This is a genomic window from Thiohalocapsa sp. (assembly GCF_019695415.1).
In the GTDB taxonomy this organism is placed as follows: Bacteria; Pseudomonadota; Gammaproteobacteria; order Chromatiales; family Chromatiaceae; genus Thiohalocapsa.
The window spans coordinates 1-1,517 of sequence record NZ_JAIFKJ010000015.1; the positions used below are offsets into that span (position 1 = coordinate 1).

General features: G+C 64.3%; 1 pseudogene. It reads right to left on the reverse strand.

The annotated features are described in order from the left end of the window. Positions 1–1,517 (reverse strand): annotated as a pseudogene (locus I6U14_RS00210) (DNA-directed RNA polymerase subunit beta'); the annotation flags it as partial.

Below are 1,517 nucleotides of genomic sequence, written 5' to 3' on the forward strand. Positions count from 1 at the left end.
GCGCGGGAGGCCGACGGGTATGTCCGTGGTTCGGACGGTTTGGCGCGGCGTTCCGGCCACGGTCTGGCCGGCTTCGACCTTGTGCCCGTCCTCGACCATGATGTGGGCGCCGCCGGGCAAGCTGTAGTGGTCGGCGATTTCGTCCGTTTCGTCCAGAATCACCAACTGGGGATGGAGGTCCTCGCGGTGTTCCATGACCGTGACTTCCTCGCGATTGCTGGCCTGGCTGGTTTCGCGCCGAAGGGTCACGCCTTCGATCAGGTCGCGGTATTCGACGCGTCCGGCGGTCCGGGTGATGATCGGGACGTTGTAGGGGTCCCAGTGGCCGAAGTTTTCCTCCGCGCCCACGGTTTCGCCTTCCCGCCGGGTGAGGATGGCGCCCGGGACCAACTGATGGCGTTCCAGTTCGACGCCGTCGTCGTTTTCGATCACGGCGGCGCCGTCCTTGCTGAGAATGACCCAGTTGCCGTCCTGCTGCTCGACATAGCGTGCCTCTTCCAGGCGGATCGTGCCCTCGTGTCGCGCCTTGAGCACGGGTTGCTTGGCGGAGGCGGCGGCGGTGCCGCCGACATGGAACGTGCGCATGGTGAGCTGGGTGCCCGGCTCGCCGATGGACTGGGCGGCGATGATGCCCAGCGCTTCGCCTTCCTCCGGGAAGTCGCCGGTGGCCAGGTTTCGCCCGTAGCACGCGGCGCAAACCCCGTGTCGGCTTTCGCAGGTTAGAACGGAGCGGATGTGAATGTCCTCGATGCCGCGGTCGATGATCGCTGCGGCAATGCTCGGCGTGATCTCCTGTCCCGCCGAGACCAGCAGCTCGTCCTGGTCAGAGTTGGCCAGCGGGTCGCGGATGTCGTCGGCGCTGAAGCGCCCGACGATACGGTCTCGCAGGGGAACCGTCTCTTCGTCCCCTTCCCGAATGGGGCGCACCCAGATGCCGTTCACCGTGCCGCAATCCTCTTCAACGCAGATGACGTCCTGCGCGACATCGACGAGTTTGCGGGTCATGTAGCCGGAGTCCGCGGTTTTCAGCGCGGTGTCGGCCAGCCCTTTGCGAGCCCCGTGGGAGCTGATGAAGTACTCGAGCACGGTGAGCCCCTCGCGGAAGTTGGACAGAATGGGGCGTTCGATGATTTCTCCGGAGGGTTTGGCCATCAGACCGCGCATGCCGGCGAGCTGGCGAATCTGGTCCTTGCTGCCGCGGGCGCCGGAGTCCAGCATGGCGAACACCGGGTTGATTTCGACGCTCTTGCGGTTTTGCTCCAGGACTTCGAACAGTTGCGCGGCGATGTCGCTGTTGGCCTGCGACCAGACGTCGATCATCTTGTTGTATCGCTCGCGTTCGGTGATCACTCCCTGTTCCCGTTGCTTGCGGATTTCGGCGATTTCCTTCTGGGCTTGGGCAATTCGCTTGGATTTCACATCGGGAATGATCATGTCCGCGATGCCGATGGAGAACCCCGCCTTGGTCGCGTAGTCGTAGCCCAAGTCCTTCAGGTCGTCGAGCAGCCGGGTGGTCC